At 37.7% G+C, this 17787-nt stretch carries 13 protein-coding genes; 6 read left to right on the top strand and 7 right to left on the bottom strand.

All coding sequences use genetic code 11. The annotated features are described in order from the left end of the window. Nucleotides 1–66 precede the first annotated feature (66 nt). Complete coding sequence (locus tag A9970_RS17200; RefSeq protein WP_182983201.1) at nt 67–681, bottom strand: RNA polymerase sigma factor; 615 nt, start codon at nt 679–681, stop codon at nt 67–69. 263 nt (nt 682–944) lie between these two features. On the opposite strand from A9970_RS17200, the gene A9970_RS17205 reads away from it, so the two are divergent. Next, the gene (locus tag A9970_RS17205) at nt 945–2822 is read left to right on the top strand and encodes a DEAD/DEAH box helicase (protein WP_075991675.1); all 1878 of its coding nucleotides are present in this window, start codon (nt 945–947) and stop codon (nt 2820–2822) included. Between the two features lie 158 nt (nt 2823–2980). Beyond that, a complete protein-coding gene (locus A9970_RS17210; protein ID WP_220801642.1) occupies nt 2981–4762 on the top strand; it encodes a long-chain fatty acid--CoA ligase in 1782 nt (593 codons plus the stop codon). A gap of 61 nt (nt 4763–4823) precedes the next feature. On the opposite strand, the gene rlmB is transcribed toward A9970_RS17210, so the two are convergent. Together rlmB and A9970_RS17220 are read right to left on the bottom strand one after the other, a co-directional pair. Further along, the gene (rlmB, locus tag A9970_RS17215) at nt 4824–5612 is read right to left on the bottom strand and encodes a 23S rRNA (guanosine(2251)-2'-O)-methyltransferase RlmB (RefSeq protein WP_046672182.1); all 789 of its coding nucleotides are present in this window, start codon (nt 5610–5612) and stop codon (nt 4824–4826) included. 77 nt (nt 5613–5689) lie between these two features. Then, nucleotides 5690–7534: a DNA polymerase III subunit gamma/tau gene (locus tag A9970_RS17220; protein WP_182983202.1), complete on the bottom strand. Its 1845-nt coding sequence runs from the start codon at nt 7532–7534 to the stop codon at nt 5690–5692. Between the two features lie 151 nt (nt 7535–7685). Between A9970_RS17220 and A9970_RS17225 the strand changes: the two genes are divergently transcribed. Then, a complete protein-coding gene (locus tag A9970_RS17225; RefSeq protein WP_259655423.1) occupies nt 7686–8885 on the top strand; it encodes a hypothetical protein in 1200 nt (399 codons plus the stop codon). A gap of 106 nt (nt 8886–8991) precedes the next feature. On the opposite strand, the gene A9970_RS17230 is transcribed toward A9970_RS17225, so the two are convergent. The 3 genes from A9970_RS17230 to A9970_RS17240 form a co-directional block, all read right to left on the bottom strand. Next, a complete protein-coding gene (locus A9970_RS17230; RefSeq protein ID WP_182983203.1) occupies nt 8992–9432 on the bottom strand; it encodes a hypothetical protein in 441 nt (146 codons plus the stop codon). A gap of 107 nt (nt 9433–9539) precedes the next feature. Continuing rightward, a complete protein-coding gene (locus A9970_RS17235) occupies nt 9540–10997 on the bottom strand; it encodes a hypothetical protein (protein WP_182983204.1) in 1458 nt (485 codons plus the stop codon). Between the two features lie 82 nt (nt 10998–11079). Then, nucleotides 11080–13848 carry a TonB-dependent receptor gene (locus tag A9970_RS17240; RefSeq protein ID WP_259655424.1) on the bottom strand — a complete coding sequence of 923 codons (2769 nt, stop codon included), beginning with the start codon at nt 13846–13848 and terminating at the stop codon, nt 11080–11082. A gap of 447 nt (nt 13849–14295) precedes the next feature. Between A9970_RS17240 and A9970_RS17245 the strand changes: the two genes are divergently transcribed. The 3 genes from A9970_RS17245 to A9970_RS17255 all read left to right on the top strand — a co-directional run bounded on the left by A9970_RS17245 (nt 14296) and on the right by A9970_RS17255 (nt 16974). Next, nucleotides 14296–14937, top strand: coding sequence for an ABC transporter ATP-binding protein (locus A9970_RS17245; RefSeq protein ID WP_182983205.1), 642 nt, complete (start codon nt 14296–14298; stop codon nt 14935–14937). A gap of 47 nt (nt 14938–14984) precedes the next feature. Then, nucleotides 14985–16379: an FtsX-like permease family protein gene (locus tag A9970_RS17250; protein WP_182983206.1), complete on the top strand. Its 1395-nt coding sequence runs from the start codon at nt 14985–14987 to the stop codon at nt 16377–16379. Between the two features lie 118 nt (nt 16380–16497). Beyond that, on the top strand, nt 16498–16974 hold the full coding sequence (locus A9970_RS17255; protein WP_159729181.1) for a hypothetical protein: 477 nt from the start codon (nt 16498–16500) through the stop codon (nt 16972–16974). 86 nt (nt 16975–17060) lie between these two features. Here the strand turns inward: A9970_RS17255 and A9970_RS17260 are convergent, their stop codons facing one another. Next, the gene (locus A9970_RS17260) at nt 17061–17774 is read right to left on the bottom strand and encodes a 16S rRNA (uracil(1498)-N(3))-methyltransferase (RefSeq protein WP_182983207.1); all 714 of its coding nucleotides are present in this window, start codon (nt 17772–17774) and stop codon (nt 17061–17063) included. Nucleotides 17775–17787 lie beyond the last annotated feature (13 nt).

Raw genomic sequence — 17787 nt, forward strand, 5'->3', positions numbered from 1 at the left:
ATGTTGTATGAAAGAATTGTTAAAGGATCAAAGTTCAGAAAATAGGAATGTGGCAAGGTGGGTAAGCTACTTAGCGAGCTCGTCTATCATAAAGACCAAAAGAAGGCTAAAACTACCGTTTTGAACATGTTGATAGCCCAAAATAGCTTTCCGTAGTCGTTTGGATGCTTCCGTAAGGTTATTTTTGACCGTTTGCTCAGACAGCCCCATACGTGTAGCAATCTCTCGAATGGATAAATGTTCCCACTTCAATAAAAGTGCCTGTCTCATATTATGGGGCATAACCTCGAGTTCTTCCTCCAACAATTTCTCTAACGCTAGATATGTTTTGAGATCCTCTGGATGTTCCTGTACATAATCAAAAATATGCTTGCTCCAATGATCCAACAATTTATCTTTAGCTTTGGTGGAATTAAAAAAGTCTATAATTTTATATTTGAGCATTCCTTTCAAATATGCTGGGAGATTCATTTGGATGTCGATTGTATGCCGCCTTTCCCAAAACTGGACAAACAGCTCCTGTAGAATATCCTCCACATCCTGTCGGTCTAGGATCCGACGGGCAGCGTGCTGATAAAGATCTTTCCAGCAATAGCGATACAATTCCTCATAAGCGGAAGTATCGTTAAACTCTTTAATAGCTTGTAGCCAACGCTGATGTACAACTGGTCCTTGATTCATGCTAATACCAAAATTAAGGTTGAAATATTAAGTTTCTATTAATAAATGAATAAAGAAACTGTAGGTATATAAAATAGTTTCACATTCGAAATAATACTTTTCAAAGTGAGCTAAATCTATATAACAGCGCTCAATTTATTATCACCTGGTATAAAAGAATCAGATCACCTTAAAAATCAATTATTTAAATTATTTGTTTATTCCAATATTATTCTTACCTTTGCAACGCCTTAGGCAATAGTGCCTATTGTATAAAATATTTCATGAACCCATTTTTAGAACTGGGAATCCGTGAGGAAGTTGTTAATGCCATCTCAGAATTAGGTTTCGAAAAACCTTCTGAAATTCAGGAAAAAGCCATTCCTGTTTTATTGACTGGTAACGACGATTTTGTCGGATTAGCCCAAACTGGCACAGGAAAGACCGCGGCATTTGGTCTTCCATTATTAGAGCAATTAGACTTTTCTCAAAAACACCCACAGGCATTAATTCTTTGCCCTACTCGGGAATTATGTTTACAAATCTCAAAAGATTTAGAAAAATTTGCTAAATACGTTGACAACGTACATGTTGTTGCTGTATATGGAGGTGCAAATATCTCAGACCAGCTACGTCAAATTAGACGTGGAGTGCAAATTGTAGTAGCGACCCCAGGTCGTATGTTGGATATCATCGGCAGAAATGCGATTGATTTTTCAAATGTAAAATATGTTGTATTGGATGAAGCGGATGAGATGCTCAATATGGGCTTCAAAGAAGACATCAACAACATTTTGTCAGAAACTCCTGACGAGAAAAAAACTTGGTTATTTTCGGCGACAATGCCTTCTGAGGTACGTCGTATCGCAAAGAATTATATGACCGATCCAGTTGAGCTTACTGTAGGAACAAAAAACACCGGTAACGCCAACATTGAACACCACTATTATTTGATCAAAGCAAAAGATAAATACGCTGCGTTCAAACGTATTGTGGATTCAAACCCTGATATCTTTGGTATCGTATTTTGTCGTACAAAAATCGAAACACAGGATATCGCTGAAGCGTTGATCAAAGATGGTTACAATGCGGATTCACTGCATGGTGATTTGTCCCAACAACAACGTGATAAAGTAATGAAACGTTACCGTGACCGTAGTTTACAATTGTTGATCGCAACAGACGTAGCCGCTCGTGGTATTGATGTAAGTGATGTAACTCACGTTATTAACTTCTCTTTACCTGATGAAACAGAAAACTATACACACCGTTCAGGCCGTACAGCCCGTGCAGGTAAAACTGGTATTTCACTTTCTTTGGTAAACGTAAAAGAACTAAGCAAAATCCGTCATCTTGAAAAGATCATCGGTAAGCCTTTTGAGAAAAAACAAGTACCTCAAGGTGCTGAAGTTTGCGAAAAACAATTATTTTCTATCGTTAAAAAGATTGAAAATGTTGAAGTAAACGACGAACAAATCAGCCCATTCTTGCCTGCAATTATGGAAAATTTGGAGTCACTTTCAAAAGAAGATATCATCAAAAGATTCGCTTCTCTTGAGTTCAACCGTTTCTTGGATTATTACAAAAATGCACCTGATTTAAATATCGAAGCGCGTGACGGTGGTCGTGAAGACCGCGGTGATAGACGTGATGGTCGTTCACGTGAAGGTTCAAAAGGCTACACGCGTTTATTTATGAACTTAGGTTCTGTAGATGAATTCTCTCGTGGAGATATGTTGGGCTTCATCTGTAACAATGCGAATATTTCAGGAAAATCAATCGGTAAAATTGATTTGAAAGGCGTGTTCACATTCTTCGAAGTTCAAGATGCAGAAGTAGAAAAAGTATTCCAAGGATTCCAAGGTGTAGATTACAACGGTCGTCAAGTACGTATCGAAGTATCTGGTGAAGCAAGAGGTGAAGGTCGTAGCGACCGTGGCGGAAGAAGCCGTGGTGGTGATCGTGGCGGAAGACGTGAAGGTGGATACCGTGGTGGTGATCGCGGTGGAAGACGTGAAGGTGGATATGGTGGCGGCGAACGCAGCGGAAGACGTGAAGGCGGATTCAGTGGTGAGCGTCGTGATCGTGGTGAGCGTAGCAGCAATGGCGGTGGCTTCCGTGATTTCTCTGGAAAACGTAAAGAATCAAAAAGCAAATACTAATCATTAGTACTTAGCATAAGAGTGAAAGACTCTGGCATAAAAGCGATCAGCTTGAGATGCTAGAGTCTTTTCTTTTATATCCCTTCTAGCAGTACAGGTACTAATCTCGCCCGCCAATACAATAGTATCTATAAAAAAACGTAAATTAGCTGTATTACATGAACTGGATTTCCAACATGCCAACAGCAACAAGATTATTTGATTTAGCAAGCTTGCAATATGCTATTGCACCAGATTTCCCTATGTTTTCTTTCAAAAAAGACAACGAGTGGATAAAAGTAAGTAATACCGAATTTATTGAACGGGTCAATAAGACATCAAAAGGTTTGATCGCCCTAGGTGTTCAGCCGGGAGAGAAAGTAGCATTAATTAGTGAGAACCGCATCGAGTGGAATATCCTTGATTTTGCCATTCAACAAATTGGAGCTGTAGTAGTCGCTATTTACCCTAATATTTCGACCTTAGATTACACGTATATCTTCAATCATGCCGAAATCAGGAAGTGTATTGTTAGTTCAAAGACACTATACACAAAGATATTAACGATACAAGATGATTGTCCGCAACTAAATGCTATTTACAGTCTAGACAAAGAGGATGGTCTACACCATTGGCATGACTTCGTCTCCAAGGGCGAAATCATTACAGATGAAACGCTAAACCAACTACGTGATGGTATAAAAACCAATACATTGGCGTCCATCATTTACACCTCTGGCACAACAGGAAATCCCAAAGGTGTTATGTTGTCTCATAAAAATTTATTGGCAGATACGTTGAGTAGTGAATATTCCTTTCCTGTCGAACGAGGTGATCGTGCCCTCTCCTTTCTTCCAGTTTGTCATGCCTATGAACGCGTATTCCAATATGTATATATGTACAAAGGTTTGACAATCTTCTTTGCTCAATCGATGGATACGATAGGTGAAGATTTTAAATCCGTTAAACCGCATATTTTTTCCGCTGTACCTCGTGTATTGGAGAAAGTTTATGAGAAGATTATGGCTACAGGAGAGCAATTAACAGGAGTCAAGCGTAAGCTATTCTTCTGGTCCTTGAGCGTTGGTGAACAATACAAACTGGAGGGACGTACATGGTGGTATGACTTTCAACTGAACATTGCCCGTAAATTAGTTTTTTCAAAATGGCGCGAAGCATTAGGTGGTGACATCAAAGGAATTGCCTCCGGGAGTGCTGCTTTACAGGAAAGATTAATCCGTCTGTATATGGCAGCAGGAATTCCAATATATGAAGGTTATGGCCTCACTGAGGCGGGACCATGTATCGCTGTAAACTGCTATAAACGAGGTATGAAAATTGGTACTGTAGGCTTACCGTTAATTAATATCGAAATAAAGCTTGCTGACGATGGAGAAATATTGACTAAAGGCGAGAATAATATGATTGGCTATTATAAAAATCCAGAGGCAACAGCAGAAGCGATCAAAGATGGCTGGTTGTACACAGGAGATATTGGTGAATGGGTAGACGGTAAATTTCTCAAAATTATAGACCGAAAGAAAGAGATGTTCAAGACTTCTGGAGGAAAATATATCGTTCCGCAGCAGATCGAATCTAAACTGGTCGAATCTTCATTTATCGAACAGGCTATGGTACTTGGAGAAGGCCGCAAATTTCCTGCGGCGTTGATTGTTCCCAACTATAATAATCTTCTAGAATGGTCAAGAAGTGCATTTCCCGCCCTTGCCAATCTTTCTAGACTAGATTTTCTAAATAGCCTAGAACTGAAACAGAAAATGGGATCGGAACTCAACCGAATTAATCAAAATTTTGGCAGCTGGGAGCAGATCAAGAAGTTCATCATAGTCCCCGACGAAATGACCGTTGAAACCGGTGAATTGACACCGACGTTAAAAATGAAAAGAAAAGTTATCTTGCAAAAATACGGACAAGAGATTGAAGATATTTATCAAAACTAGTCTACAAAAAAAGCCTTTGTCAAAACAAAGGCTTTTTTTGTAATCAACTAAATTATATTCTTTATTTTTTAACAATCCGTTGGCGAATCGCTTCATAGATCACTACTGCGGCCGATACAGATACATTTAACGAACCTATTTCACCGTACATTGGTATCTTGGCCAGGTGGTCGGCAATGCGGATTAGGTCATTGGAAACACCAACATCCTCCGCACCCATAATCACACAGGTTGGAGCTGTATAATCCACATCGTAAATGCTCGACGTTGTCTTTTCTGTACTGGCAACTAACTGTACACCTGAATCAATCAAAAATTTACCAACTTTGGACAAGCTATCATGGCGACAGACAGGGATTTTATAGAGTGCTCCAGCAGATGTTTTAATCGCATCAGGGTTAACCTCAGCCGAGCCCTTTTTAGGGACAATGATGGCATGGACCCCAGAACATTCTGCTGTACGTGCAATAGCACCCAAATTGCGCACATCTGTCACTCCATCCAACATCAGAAGTAAAGGAGTTTCACCTTTTTCATAAATCTGAGGGAGAAGTTCTTCTATATCATGATAGGTAATTGGAGAAATAACCGCAATTACACCTTGATGATTTTTACGTGTTATCCGGTTTAATTTTTCAATTGGCACCTGTTGAGAAGCGATATTATGTTCCTTTAACAAGGCTTTCAATTCTAGAATCAAACTGCCGCTCAAACCGCGTTGTATAAATAATGACTCGATCTCTTTACCACTATCGATTGCTTCGATGACAGCACGAATACCAAATACCATCTGATTCACTTCACGTCTTTCCCCGTGGTCGCGATCACGTCTCTGAAAATTTCCTTGCATAATAAATACTAAATATTTCCCTCTTCATGGAAGAGTTTGCAAATGTACAAAAATAAAAAACAACTAGCGTGTTTGAATTAGCTTAGCCCCAAGTTAAACTCTTTCCGCAAAGTATCTAAAAGCGGGTTTTTATTGACCATGGCTTGATACTTCTCCTGGGAAGTATAGGGTTTGCGTGAAATAGTATGTTCCATCATCACCCCCTGCAGATCCAACGAAAAATTCTGGAGTTTCACACGTAGGTAGTTCAGTACATCAACCTTTGCGCTTTGCAATACATCCATCTGAACACCATTTTCAACATCAATTTCAATCAATACACCATTTAATCGGGGTTGCATAGCCGTCATCATGGTGTACAGGTTGATCTTGTTTTCTGTTTTAAGCTGTTCAGCATAACTGTTCCAAACAGTAATAAATTGGCCGAATGAAACATCACGCTGTTCGTTCCCACGTATTAATTCTGGTTCATCCCCTTCTTTGGCAACCGCATTGTTATCGTATATGGTATTCAAATCCGGCAAAGACGGAATAATTGCTGCAGTAGATGCTCCCCACCCGCCTTTTTTTACTTTAGGGGGCACGTTGGAAATAGGATCTTTTTTCACCTCTTCCTTAGTCTCGGAAGCCTGATAATTTACGGGGTTAGCTTGCGAACGCGGTGCCACATGGTTTTCAACGACAGGAGCATTCGCAGGAGAAGTTGCTTGCGGAGTGGAGACTACCGAAGTTTGTTGCGCTTGTCCAACTACTGGCTCAGGAAGTTTTTTTTTTACGCCCTCGGTTGCCGAAGGAATCTGTACCGATCCAAGCTGGCTCAATTTAATCGCACTTGCGATATGACATGTCTTGAGGAGTGAAAGTTCAACTTGCAGGCGTTGATTTTTACTTGTCTTATAGTTGATCTCACATTGATTGGAAATATTCAATGCAGATAACAAAAATCCTGGAGAAGCTTTTTGGGACTGCTGCAGATACTTTTGACGAATACTATCACTGACTTCCAATAATTTTAGCGTAGTTGGCTCCTTAGCAACCAACAAATTTCTGAAATGCACTGACAGACCTGCTATGAAATGACTGCCGTCAAATCCGTGATTTAAAATCTCATTGAAAATCAATAAGGTTTGTGCCGCATCCTCAGTTAAAATAGCATCTGTTAGCTTAAAATAATAATCGTAATCCAAGATATTCAAATTATCGATTACAGCTTGATAGGTGACATTTTTATTGGAAAAACTGACGATCTGATCGAACATCGACAAGGCATCCCGAAGGCCACCATCGGCCTTTTGGGCAATGATATGTAATCCGTCCTGATCATAAGCAATACCTTCTCTGTCAGCGATACGGGCCAAATGACTTGCCATATCTTCCACTTTGATCCGATTAAAATCGAAAATCTGACAGCGCGAAAGAATAGTAGGTAAAATCTTATGTTTTTCTGTGGTCGCCAGAATAAAGATAGCATAGGAAGGTGGCTCCTCTAAAGTCTTCAAAAAAGCATTGAAAGCCGCTTGAGAAAGCATATGCACCTCATCTATGATATAGATTTTATATTTTCCAGCCTGAGGTGGTATACGTACTTGATCAATCAGGTTACGGATATCGTCTACGGAATTATTGGATGCCGCATCCAGTTCATGAATACTGAAAGAATTTCCATTTTGGAAAGACTTACAGCTATCACATGCGCCACAGGGTTCGGTACCTGCCAAGATGTTTTCACAATTTATTGTTTTAGCTAAAATCCGTGCACAGGTAGTTTTCCCCACACCGCGGGGACCACAAAACAAAAATGCTTGCGCCAACTGGTTGTTGTGAATTGCATTCTTTAAGGTACCAGTGATGTGTTGCTGACCTACAACCGAATCAAAGGTAATCGGGCGGTATTTACGTGCAGAAACAATAAAATTATCCATTGCACGAAGATACGGATTTTAAAAATGAAAAAGGAGAATCTAAAACCTAAAAATAGATTGTAATTTTTTAATAATAATTCCTTCAATGTACAAAAAAAGCAAATTTTATCGTTAATTTTATATTAATGCAATGTTATTAAATTGTTAACAATTGAAATTAAGGGAAATCCATAGGCTGTTTTTGACCATTTTAATTTGGCTAACCTGTGCTTCACAACAGCTACAGGCGCAGCATCACGATTTCGATTTTTACGATGGCAAAGTATCTATTGATGTCCCCCCCTCCTTTAATATTCCATTCAAAGACAGCTTAACAATAGCCCACATACAAAAATTCTATCAAATAGCTGATCAGACGGATTACATACAGCTTATAAATAGCCTTCTCGAATACAAAGATGAACATCATTTAAATGATTGGGTATATTATCAGCTGATTCGCCGCACCGCACAACAGATTGCCCCGAAAGCCGAAAATTATACACGCTATACTTTATATAAATGGTTTTTAATGTGTAAATCCGGTTATGATGCCCGTTTGGCTGTGGGTAATAATCAGATCATATTTTTCATTCAGAACAAAGAAGATATCTCTGATATTCCCTTTTTTGAAATCGATGGTAAGAAATACACCTGTTTAAACTTCCATGACTATGGAAAGCTCTTTAAACGTGCAGACACCTATATTCCTGTTAAGATTAAAGTACCAGAAGCCATTGAAGATTTTAGTTATAAAATCACAAAATTACCTGATTTTGTACCAGCAAATTATAAGGAGAAGCAAATTGAGTTCAATTATGGACATAAAGCCTACCATTTTAATGTCAAGTTGAATGAAGATATCAGTGATCTTTTTAAAAACTATCCGGGTGTAGATTTCGAAACTTATTTCAATATTCCACTCAGCAAAGAGACTTATCAATCCCTGATTCCTGCCCTCAAGGAAAATTTAAAAGGAAAAAATCAGCAGGAAGGTGTCGATTATTTAATGCGATTTACGCGATATGCATTCTTATACGAAAATGACGAAGATAATTTCGGATCCGAAAAGCGCCTTTCTGCAGAACAAACACTATTGAATAAATACAGTGACTGTGATGACCGTGTTGCCCTGTTTTTTTATCTGGTAAAGGAAATCTACAATCTACCTATGATCACCTTGCTCTATCCCACGCATGTAACGATGGCCGTTCAATTTGAACATCCTATCGGTGATGCTATTTTGTACAATGGAAAATATTATTCTGTCTGTGAGCCTACTCCACAAGCGCAAACACTAGATATAGGTCAATTGTCTGAGGAGCTTAAAAATCAGTCTTATCAGATTGTTTATCATTACGAGCCGAGATAATATCACATTATACCGAGGTTTCACATTCGCTTTATATCACAGAATCTAGGTGAAAATCGTCATTTTGCAGAAGAATAATTAATCCTCCACAGCGCTTTTGTTTGATCTAAAGCTTGTTTATAAAATCAAGCACATCGGCGTATTTACCATCGGTTCGGTATGCTGCAATTGTTACCGTATTTTCTTTCCCACTAGATTTGATTGTGATCACATAATCTGTTCCATCTGCACAACGTGCGCATTCCTGAATTTTAGCCTCCATTAAGTTATAGGTTTCGACATAAGAGGATAACTTTCTAAAGGTGTCTTCACTTGTTTTATAACTTTTATCTTTTACAGTTTGAGGATTACCAGTAGTTCCCGCAGCATATTTTACTTCTGTCTTATTTTGATCCACACTGATATTTACAAATTCACCCCAGCCAGAAATTCCCTTTATTTTTACATGAAGACCTTTAGTTTCTGAATCAGTTTTATCATCTGATTTTTTACAGGCAACAAATAGTAAAGTAACACTTAGTACCAATAGATAGATCGTTCTTTTCATATTTTAAAGTTTAGTTTATTATTTTCAATAACGAATTATTTAACATACATGCTACAAAAAAAATCCTGCACGAGGCAGGATTTTCTATTTATTTAACTAAACTATAATTATTTTACTTGTCCAGGAGTTGTATATGCCAAGTTCTGTGGATCATAATGAGCCCAACCACTTGTCCAATCTGTCGTACCAAAAGCACCTTTATAAGCCACTTTCTCGAAGAAACTTCCCGAAACCTTAGCGTTGGTAAAAATCGCACCACTAGCAGCTGCAGATCCTGATAAAACTTTAAAATCTGGAGTAGCACTTGTATTTGAAAAATCAGAACCGAAATTATATGGTGCTACAAACAACTCAGAAGCATATTTACTATTATCGAAAACATTCTTCGCCCTTATAAGTGTTGATATAGCAGCAGCGTTGTCCGTTGAACTAACTTTCAAATCTGCATCTTTAGAACCGTATACCAAGTTATTTTCAAACACAGCAGAGCCAGTTAGGAAGTTATTTGAAGTTGAATTAGCTACAGCAACCTTTGTATCATCAATATACAGACCTGCTAACGGGAAACCTGATATAACAGAATTTAAGATGCTAATAGAGGAATTTCTACGAATTTGTGCACCATGTTGATAATTTGCATTAAAAGATCCACCAGCTTTTTGAATAGGGCCAAGAACAGTTACATTAGAAAATACTGCTGATGTTTTGGGCGTTTGAACTGTTCCTGTAGCATTATTATCAGATTCATATCCATTCGAACCCGACTGATCTGCAACTGTAGGCACACGTTGTGCTAATGCAAATTGGACATTACCAGAATACCCAAAATCTGTATCAAAATCATCATCCCAAGTACCTACGGCCAAAAGATGTTTTGCATTTACTGTACCACCGAACCATTCAAAGGCATCATCACCTGAACGGTAGACTTGGATATATTCCAATGTTGTACCATTTCCTACACCTCCCATTGTCAATCCATTAATTTCATTGTCTACAGAATACGCGATACCAGCAAACTCAATACGAACATATTTTAAAGTTCCTGAGTTGTCTGCAGCATCAGTTCCTCCATAATAAATATAATTTTTTTCTTCCTTGCCTATTGGTGCGGCAAGACCACCTTCGATCTTAACATCTGTACCTTGGTTAACAGGAGCCTTGCCTAAAAGAATTACTCCGCCCCAATCTCCTTGGGAACGAGCTCCAGCCGCCAAATTAGATGTAAATACAATTGGTTTGTCTGCTGTTCCTATTGCATTAATTTTAGCCCCCCTTGTAATTGTTAATGTAGCTTTTGAAGCTTTATCACCTTTAATAATAGTTCCAGGTTCAATTGTTAAAGTGGCGCCATTACTTACATATACGAAACCTTTTAAAACATAGATTTTATCTGATGTCCAAGTTGTATTAGTTGTTATCTCACCTGAGATCTCTACGACATTTTGATTTTCAGGATTTGTTGGAGTTTCAGTACCGCCACCTTCATCCGTAATTGTTGTTTCCTTACATGCTCCAGCAAATAATAACGCTGCTAGTGAGAAGAATAAAAATCTTTTTTTCATTTTTTAAGCTTTAAAATCTTGATACAAAAAAATACATTAATTATGTCTTTATATTTAATGTAATATTAAGTTTATATTACTATTAAAATGTATAATTAAATGATAATGAATAATTTCCGCCGGCCTTATAGCGATATAGAATTTCCTTAGCTTCATTATCAAAATATACGTTTACAGGATTATTCAAGATATCACCCAAATTAACCTTTACCTCCGCTTTATTCTTCATCAATTTGTAGCCAACTTGCGCATCTAATACATTACGAGGTGCTTCGTAAGCACTGGCAAAGGTAATTCCTCCTGCTTGCGCTATCCGCTTACCAATGCGGTTAAAAAGGACATTGACATTTAATTTATTATCCAGTGCACTATGTTGCAATCCTGCATTGATTGTATAGGGCGATTGTCCAACCATAGGTCTAGTTTTCTCTTTATAATCTTGATCAGTCGGATTTGTCACCTTCGAATGCACATAAGAAAGGTTTACATATGCAGTTGTGTTAGAAAACAATTGATTTTCATTGATAAAATCCAATTTCTTTCTTGCCTCTAACTCAGCTCCATATAACGTTGCTTTTGGTGTATTAAAATAGGAAACATCAACTGTCGAATTCACATCATAGCGAGATGCTTCAATAGCATCTGTAAACTGTTTATAGAATGCAGAGATTGAAAAGATTTCGCCAGCCTTAGGATATATTTCAAATCTCAAATCCGCATTATTGATTGCGCTTCTTTTTAATTTTGTATTCCCTGAAATAGTTCCAAATTGCTCGTAATCATAAAAACTAAATGGTGCTAATTCTCGTAACTCTGGACGAGCAATTGTTCTATAATAGGAAGCTCTAAGATTTGTTTTGCTATTTAAACTATAAGTCATATTAATTGACGGCAAAAAGTCTAGTTTTGTATCATCAACGTCCTTTTTGTCCGTGTCAATTTGAACGTTATAATTTTCAACACGCAAACCATAGACTACACGAAACTTATCCATTAACTTTTGGTCCATCATAGCGTACCCAAATCCTGTCATTGATTTTGCCGTATAGAAGTCACCAGGCATTTGGATTTCATCGTATTTAAAATAGTTTTTATCGATCAAATCTGGAGCAAATATTTTATCTGGAGAAAGTTCACGTATTTGATCAGCTAATTTTGAATCCATCTTAATCACATCTAAGACAAGGCCAACAAAACGCGCATCAAAATCACGATGACGATAATTCGCTCCAGCACCAACTTTCAATGTAGCTGGAGCCGATAGAAAATTCATTGGTCTAGCATAGTTTAACTCACCAGAGAAAACATTTTCATTAAGATCTGAAAACAAACGCGTATTCTCTTTACTAGGACTTGTAATGTTGGCCAAATAAGGAACTGTAGAATCATTTTCTTTATCAATCGCTTTTGCATAATTGATTTTCATCTGATTCGGTTGGTTGTTTTTAATGTTGCTATAGGATGCTGTCCATTTAATTCTATCATTTAGATCCGAAAGTACATGATCTCCTTCCAAGGTTGACTTGAACAATGATTTTTGCAAAATATCAAAAGCATAGAATTTATTTACTGATGTCGTTCCAAGATGTGTTCCTGTTCGCTCAGTATATAAGTTATCATAATTTCTATTGTACAAGTTCTTCCAAGAGATTTTATTCTTTCCAAAAGAATAACCGAAATTAGCCATTGCCCCCAAATTCGTTGTAAACTTATATTGATTATCTTTGTAATCATACTGATACCACTTCCGCTCAATATTTGACAAGATGTTTTGGGAATTCCTGTAATTCACGGAAAATAATGCACCAAACTTATTATTATTATCATATTGCTTTACTCGACCCAAAGAAAATTGATAAGCTTGAGAGGGAAGAGCCTTCTTATTTTCAACTGAAAAATCATTCGACAACGATTTCATAGTTAAACGTTGCCACTTTTGCGATAAACCAGCCGCGAATGCCTCTCGCGAAGGATAATTTTTAGCCAACTGACTTGAACCATCATCAAAACCTAAGTAGTTTTGAAAATTCTTTTTTGTTTGCAAAAAGTCTTTAAAAGTTGAGGCAGTGTTATAACCATAGCCTAAACCAAAAGAAATGAAATTTTGATCAGGAATATCTTTTGTTGTTATCTGTACAGCTCCCCCTGCAAAATCTGCTGGTAAATCTGGAGTAGCTGTTTTTGAGATCGTTATTTTATCAATAAGATTTGAAGGAATAATATCAAATGAAAATGCACGACGATTGGCTTCTGTACTTGGTAGTACCGAGCCGTCCATCATAGCAACGTTATAACGATCACTCAAACCGCGAACGATGACAAACTTATTATCTTGAATTGTCGTACCACTGACCCGACGTAATGCTTCGGATGTATTTTTATCTGGCGATCTTCTAATCTGCTCACTTGAAATACCATCAGAAATCAATGCACTATTTTTTTGTTGCGAATATAATGCACCAATAGATTCTTTCTTAAAAGATCCCGTAACCACAACTTGATCTAACACCTGTCCTTCTGAATTATCAAGAACGATATCTAAATTGGTCAAATCATTCGCTTTAATCTCAACCTCGGTAACTTGCTTTGTCGAGTAACCAATATAAATATATTCTACAGTATATTTACCTGCCGGTAAAGCTGGAATACTGTACTTTCCGGATACATCAGAGCTTCCACCTCTTGATGTTCCTAAAATACGAACAGTTACTCCGGTGATTGTTTCACCAGTCTTACTATTAGTAATAGTCCCCATTAACTTCCCACTACTTTGTGCATAAACTGTTGTTGATGCAGCTACTACAAGTGTCATGGCAGCAGCGATTCCTTTAAGTTGTAATTGTGGTTTCAATTTATTTGTTTTTTGTTTCTGCAAATCTATTAGCAGAATATTAGATTAACATTAACAACAAATTACCATTACATCAATCAGTTGTTAATTTAATGTTACTCACCTCCTATTTTTCTTGATTTTCAGCAAAAAATGGCTGTTTATACAATTTATACAAATATTTGCCCCCCTTAATGGGACAGCATATTAAAGAAGTGTAATAAAATTATTAAGCGCTTAATTTATTAACACAATAAGATTATTTTTCTAATTTATACCTTAATGAAGACCGTGTAACGGTTTTATATAGATAAGTGGTACTGCTAGTTGAGAGAGACCGATCATCTTCCATTGCCAACTGTTAACCCACTGCAGTAAATTGCTTTTTATATGCAATATAATTGCAATTATATTGCATATAAAAAGCAATTTATCTAAGTTTGAATATATTTTCAATTTCTGATCCTCATGAGCACTCCAATCGTATCGACAACACAGTTATCATTTCAGTATCCTAATTCAACGCCAATTGAATTTCCAGATATTCACATCGAGAAAGGTCAGCATACGCTGTTATTGGGGGATTCAGGTTCTGGAAAAACAACGCTACTTAATATATTAGGAGGCTTGTCACGACCAGAGACAGGTCTGGTCAAAATAAATAACCAAGACCTATCCTTATTATCAAACAGCAAATTGGATCAGTTTCGTGCGCAATATATCGGATTTATATTCCAAGAGGCTCACCTCCTAAGAAATTTAACACTTTTGGAAAACATCAGGTTGGCACAATCTTTAGCAGGAAAAAGAATAGACCTTAATGCAATACATTTCATATTGACGCAACTGCAATTAGATCAAAAAAGTGATGCCTACCCGAACGAATTGAGTCGCGGCCAATTACAACGTGCTGCTATTGCACGCAGCATCATCAATAAACCAGCCCTACTTATTGCTGACGAACCGACTGCCGCTCTAGACGACAACAATACCTACAGAGTATTAGAACTACTGTTATCGATAGCTGACACTGCAGGATCGACTTTACTGATAACAACACACGACAAGAGAATAAAAGATCAGTTCTCCAAAATGTACCTTTTAAAATAATTGTTTTACTTTATTTACACGTCACCCTTTACTTTTTAAAATTTGTTATGAACACGATACAATTGGTTTGGAAAAATTTAAGTAGACAGTTTGGCTCGGTCTTTCTAAGCATTCTGTTAACGGCGTTTGGAATTTCCATCCTTGCCGTGCTTTCAATTACCGGCGAAACTTTTGAAAAGCAGCTTGACAATAACAGTAAAAATATTGATTTGGTTGTTGGAGCTAAGGGAAGCCCCCTTCAATTGATCTTATCAAGTATTTATCATATTGACAATCCAACCGGCAATATCCCACTGGACGAACTGGAACCATTACGTCAAAATCCCCTTGTTCAGCTTGCAGTGCCCCTATCTTTAGGTGACAATTTCAAAGGCCATCGCATCGTTGGAACCGATTCATCTTTCTTGTCTATTTACGAAACATCTGTAGCTGAAGGTCGTATCTGGCAAAGTAATTTTGAAGTAGTCATTGGTGATCAAGTTGCAAAAAAACAACAGCTCAAAATTGGCGATCAGATCCATAGTTCACATGGCTTGAGCAAAGATGGACATCATCATGACGAGCATCCGTTTACCATTGTTGGCATTCTAAAACATAACAATAACGTTACCGATAACTTAATTCTAACTAACTTAGAAAGTGTTTGGGATGTACATGGCATTGCACATAAACATGAGCATCAAGAAACAGCAGTAGAGAAAGAATTACGCGAACGTCAAGAAGACCGAGAAGAAACCCTCAAAGCGCATCTTCACCATCATGGTGAAGATATAGCAGAAAATTCATCTGCTCCAGCCAAAACGAACGAAAAAGGACATCACGAGCAGGAAGACCATCATGAGCACGCAGAGGAAGGCATGTTTGTGAAGTCAATAGGTGCCGACATGGTAAAGCAGAATGGACTGGAAATAACCGCCATTCTACTAAAATATCAATCCCCTGCAGCAATAGGAATTTTGCCAAAATTGATTGATCAGCAAACAGACATGCAGGCCGCATCTCCCGCCATGGAAAGCACTCGTCTATTCTCGCTATTAGGCGTAGGGATAGATTCTTTATCGATACTCGCTTATGTAATTATGTTTATTGCAGGTTTAAGCGTCTTTATTAATTTATATAACGCATTAAAGCAACGTAAATACGACCTTGCCATCATGCGTACGCTTGGAGCCTCCAAAGGAAAACTCTTTGCCATTGTGCTTCTTGAAGGACTAACCATTACGATCCTTGGTGGGTTAATTGGACTTATAATGGCACATCTAGCGCTTTACTATATCAGTAGTCAGACAAGTCAAAGCGCCGATTTTATAGAGGCCTTTACACTTCATCCGAAAGAACTGATTTTCTTGTTTGTTGCTTGTTTAATAGGTATCTTCGCAGCACTTATTCCGGCGATCAAGGCCTACAGGACAAGTATTTCTGGAACACTATCAAATAAATAAGTTTAACTAAGATCACACAACGACAAAAGATCGCAATAAGAAGAGTCGCTTATCCATTAGACAGGAAAATGGAAAATACAGACGAACAGCTTCTCGATACATAACAATAGCATAACACATGAAAAAAACACTGACAGTATTCTTATTTATATTATTCTGTACCATACAGTCCCAAGCCCAAATAGGCGGTAATCCGGATGTTCCCGATCATACACCTATGATGAACAAAACTTGGGAAGCAATTGATAAGATGGCTTATAAAGTAACTTATAATGGGGCAAAGAAAGTATATACTCCTTTCTATCCAAAAGAACTTAAAGCGCTTGAAAATAAAATTGTTGAATTACCTGGTTACATGGTTCCTCTTCATAGTGGCCGTAATCATAAAAACTTTATGATGTCTGTATTACCCGTGATGCAATGTCAATTCTGTGGATCCAACGGAATACCACCAATGGTTGAAGTAACATTAAAGGGCAATGCAATAAAATTCTCTGAGGATCCTATTAAATTAAAAGGGAAAATGATCTTTACCAAAGATCCGCTTAAAGGAAATGCTGAAATTCAGATTGTAGATGCAGAACCAATAAAATAAACTAGCGTCTATTATTAAACCATTAAATGGGCTTTGCAGATCTCTCACAGCCTATTTAATGGGCCAGAGTCGACTTTTATTCCCTATTATCTATTCAGCAGGGAAACTTCCATACAGGTCGCTAACGCAGCTGTTTCGGTCCTTAAGCGCGCTTCTCCCAACGAAATCGGATGAAACCCCATCTGTAGTGCCAAATCAATTTCCTCTTCAGAGAAATCTCCTTCCGGACCAATGAGGATAATATAATGCTGAGCAGGCTCCAAAACCTGGTTTAAATACTTCTTTTCAGCGTCAACACAGTGTGCAATTGCTTTTTGAACACCTTCTTTTGGGATTTCTCTCAAAAACTGTTTAAACGATACGGCTGGATTTAGCTTGGGAAGATAGGCTTTCAACGATTGTTTCATCGCTGCAACAACCACCTTATTTAGACGATCTAATTTCACCTCTTTTCGCTCAGAATGCTCACAGATAACTGGAGTTATTTCTTGAATTCCAACCTCAGTCGCCTTTTCCAAAAACCATTCGATGCGATCAATATTCTTCGTTGGACCAATAGCAATATGCAAATGATATTTCGGCCGCTGAAAGTCTTCCGCAACATTTAAAATAGTGAGAACAGTACGTTTGGGGTGCGGATCAATAATTTGAGCTTCGTACAAACCACCGCGACCGTCTATGAGATGTAAACGATCGCCAGTATCCATACGAAGCACACGAATAGCATGTTTACTTTCTTCCTCACTAAGGATAAAATTTTCTAATGAAGGATTTAAATCCGGTGTAAAAAATAACTGCATTTGCTTTCGTTAT

Source organism: Sphingobacterium sp. UME9, from assembly GCF_014170215.1.
Lineage (GTDB): Bacteria > Bacteroidota > Bacteroidia > Sphingobacteriales > Sphingobacteriaceae > Sphingobacterium > Sphingobacterium paramultivorum.